Source organism: Sphingomonas sp. (genome assembly GCF_031372575.1).
Classification (GTDB): domain Bacteria; phylum Pseudomonadota; class Alphaproteobacteria; order Sphingomonadales; family Sphingomonadaceae; genus Sphingomicrobium.
Window position 1 is genome coordinate 1 of the sequence record NZ_JANMLM010000056.1, and the last position, 3,577, is coordinate 3,577.

At 62.6% G+C, this 3,577-nt stretch carries 3 protein-coding genes; 1 reads left to right on the plus strand and 2 read right to left on the minus strand.

Translation table 11 applies throughout. From position 1 onward, the window contains the following. Window positions 1–1,770 (plus strand): M3 family metallopeptidase (locus tag RMN73_RS04310; protein ID WP_309602083.1); only part of this gene is annotated, 1,770 nt, incomplete at its 5' end. 45 nt (window positions 1,771–1,815) lie between these two features. On the opposite strand, the gene RMN73_RS04315 is transcribed toward RMN73_RS04310, so the two are convergent. Both RMN73_RS04315 and RMN73_RS04320 read right to left on the minus strand, forming a co-directional pair. Next, complete coding sequence (locus tag RMN73_RS04315) at window positions 1,816–2,529, minus strand: hypothetical protein (protein ID WP_309602084.1); 714 nt, start codon at window positions 2,527–2,529, stop codon at window positions 1,816–1,818. Between the two features lies 1 nt (window position 2,530). Then, window positions 2,531–3,577 (minus strand): adenylate/guanylate cyclase domain-containing protein (locus tag RMN73_RS04320; RefSeq protein ID WP_309602085.1); only part of this gene is annotated, 1,047 nt, incomplete at its 5' end.

Genomic DNA, 3,577 nt, shown 5'->3' on the forward strand with positions numbered 1-3,577 from the left:
CTCGACAAGGCATGGTCGCCCAAATTGTCGGCGGCGTTCGACCGCATCACGCTCGATCCCAAGTTATTCGCCCGAGTTGAATCGCTGTATAACCAGCGTGCCAGTCTTGGCCTTGACGCCAAGCAGACGCGGCTATTGACCCGAACCTATGACGGTTTTGTTCGCCGCGGTGCGAAACTTACGCCCGCGCAAAAGGCGCAGGTCAGCGCCATCAACCAGCAGCTGGCTTCCGCTTTCTCTGACTTCAACAGCCGCTTGCTAGCCGACGAAGGCAGTTTTCTCTCCGCCAGCGCGGCCGAGCTCGCCGGGGTCCCGCAGGACGTCCGCGATGCGGCGGGTGCCGTCGCCAAGGCCAAGAACCTGCCTGCCGGACGCTTTGCCGTGCGCAACACCCGGTCGGCGGTCGACCCGGTGCTGAGCTTCGCCAGCAATCGCGCGCTTCGGCAGAAGGTGTGGCAGGCGTTCGTCAATCGTGGCGACAATGGCAATGCCAACGACACCAATGCGCTGATCGCCCAGATCGTCAAATTGCGCGCCGATCGGGCGCATCTGCTCGGCTACAAGACTCATGCCGACTTCAGGATGCAGGACACGATGGCCAAGACCCCGGCGCGGGCGATGGACCTGATGATGCGCGTTTGGCCGGCAGCGGTGAAACGGGTCAATGAGGAAGTCGCCGACATGCGGCCGTTCGCGGCGCGGGACGGCGTCAAAACGATCGAGCCATGGGATTATCGTTATTATCAGGAGAAGGTTCGCAAGGCGAAATACAACCTCTCCCAGGACGAGATCAAACCCTATTTCGAACTGTCGAACCTGGTCAACGGCATGTTCTGGTCGGCCGAGCAATTATACGACCTGAAGTTCAAGGAAAATACCGGCGCCGTGCCGGTGTGGCAGTCGGACATTCGGAGCTTCGAGGTGACCAACGCCAAGACCGGCAAAGTGGTCGGGCTGTTCTACCTCGACACCTACGCGCGCGAAGGCAAGCGTTCGGGCGCGTGGGCGACGGGCTATCGCGACACATCCGGCCTGCTCGGCGCAAAGCCGAAGCTGGTGTCGAACAACAATAATTTCACCAAGCCGGGTCCGGGGCAGCCGGTGTTGATCACGCTCGACGATGCATCGACCCTGTTCCATGAATTCGGCCATGCGATCCACGGCTTGCTGACCGAAACTTACTATCCTTCGTTAGGTGGGTCGCAGCGCGATTTTGTCGAATATCCAAGTCAGGTGAACGAGAATTGGCTGCTCACCCGGCCGGTACTCGAGCGGTTCGCCAAGCATTATAAGACGGGCGCGCCAATGCCCGCCAGCCTGGTCAAGAAGATCGAGGCGTCGGAGACCTTCAACCAAGGCTTTGCGACGGTCGAATATCTGTCGTCGGCACTGGTCGACATGAAACTCCACACTCGAGAAGACGGCGTGGTCGACGTCGATGCGTTCGAGAAAGCGACGCTGGCCGAGCTTGGCATGCCGCGCGAGATGGTGATGCGCCATCGGTTGCCGCAATTCGGGCATCTGTTCTCGTCCGACGGCTATTCGGCGGGCTATTACAGCTATCTGTGGTCGGAAACGATGGATGCGGACACGTGGGCCGCGTTTGCCGAGACCGGCAATCCGTTCGATCGGACGGTGGCCGACCGGTTCCGCACGATCCTGCTGCAGACCGGCAACGAGACCGACCGCGCCGAGGCCTATCGCGCCTTTCGCGGGCGCGATCCGGATGTCACCGCTTTGCTCAAGCGGCGCGGTTTCCCGATTAACTGAAACCGGTAGCGGGCCGCGCTCCCCCCGGGTCGCGGCCCGCTGTTCCTAACTCGCGGACGGGCTCGCGAAGGTGTCGATCAGGACATCGAGCTGGGCCTGGCAATCGTTGCGAATCAGGCTTTGGGCCAGACCTTCAAGCCCGGCGGGCACGGGCGCGATCGGGCGCGCGCTGAGCGTGATTGTCGGGCCGATGCCACGCACTTCGTAACGATTGCCCGCGCCGACCGGCAGCGTGGCCGGCCAAGCGGCGTTCTTCTGCCCGGCGGCGAAATCAACCGTGGCGATGTTGTTGCTGCCCAATTGCTTGAGCGTCACGCGCCCGGCGGTGTCGGAATCGGCGCGGTACAGACCGATGTCGGCCGGATTGGCGATGCAGACATTGCCCGACCGACCAATATCGACCTGCCACACGTTGCGGCCCGAAGTCGCGCCGGTTGGGCCGCCACGGACGGCCCCGACGCGGCTTCGGCGAGCGTTGGACTGGCCCGACAGCGCGGCGATGGCCGCGGTCGAGCCGCCATTGCTGACCGACGTGCTGTAGGTGCCGGGGCCGCGCAGCGTCCGCGTGCCGCGCGAATCAAGCAGGATCACCACGTCGTTGTTGCGCAATTGGATCGGCTGGTTTTCGGCCAGCGCCTTGCCCGCAGGATAGGCCTTCGCCGAGGGCCCCGATGAGCGCACGACCAGCACCGCCGCTTGCGCCGCGACGCCCGACGTTGCCAGCGCGATCGCGCAGCCGGCCATCATCCACCTGTTCATCTTACTTCTCCCCCAACACAAATGACCCGCCCGGACCCGTTTGCCGGAGCCGATTGGCGAGATTCGATAAAGCTATATCATTATCATACATTGCTGCGATTGCTTCAAGGGCATGCAGCGCTTCTTTGTCGCCAGCTTCGAACTGACGCCACAAGCGTGTCAATTCGAGACGCTGCGCCGGATCGGACGAGGGGCTTGGCTCCCACACCACGATCGGGGTCGACCGGCCCGACAAGGTGATCCGCCCCATCGGCCGGAAAATGTCCTGGGTTGCGGTCCTGGCGCGGGCCTCATCGCTGACCAGGGCGTTGCTCTTGGTATATTTATTGGCGCCTTCGAGCCGTGCGGCGGTATTCATCGCGTCGCCCAGCGCAGTATATTGGATGCGCCCCTCGCCACCGAAATTGCCGACGATCGATTCGCCATAGTGGAGCCCGATGCGGGTCTTGCCGAGCATTGCCCGGTCAGCATCGTCGGCACCGAAATTCTGGGTGAAATGGAGCATTTCAAGCACCGCGTTCAGCGCGCGATCGCCATCATCCTCGCGGGCGATCGGTGCCCCCCAGAAGGCGACCACCGCATCGCCGACGAACTTGTCGATCGTGCCGCCATTGGCGAGCACGATGTCGCTCATCCCGTCGAGATAGGCGTTGAGGATCGAAGCGGTCTTTTCGGCCGGGATGACGTGGCTGAGGCTGGTGAAACCCTGGATGTCGGTGAACAAGGTGAAGATCGACAGCCGCTCGCCGGTAAGCGACAATTTGGTCGGATCCTTGAGGATCATCGCGGCAATATCAGGCGGAAGATATTTGCCGAGCGCCGACTGGGCGAAGCGCTTCTGTTCGGACCCCATCGCCTTCACCGTCGCCTCGGTCGCCATGTACGCCAATATCCAGCCCGCAACCCAGCCGAACGCGGGCAAGCCCTGCGTATCGATCCCGCGCCACTCGAACAGGAATGGCGCCGCACCGAAGAACAATAATTGCCCGACGATCAGTACGCTGAGCATGCCGGGGCGAACATCGACCATTGAGGTGAAGGCACCGGC

Coding starts and splice junctions, on each gene's coding strand:
- RMN73_RS04315 (WP_309602084.1), bottom strand. CDS start 2,529: ATGAACAGGTGGATGATGGCCGGCTGCGCGATCGCGCTGGCAACGTCG.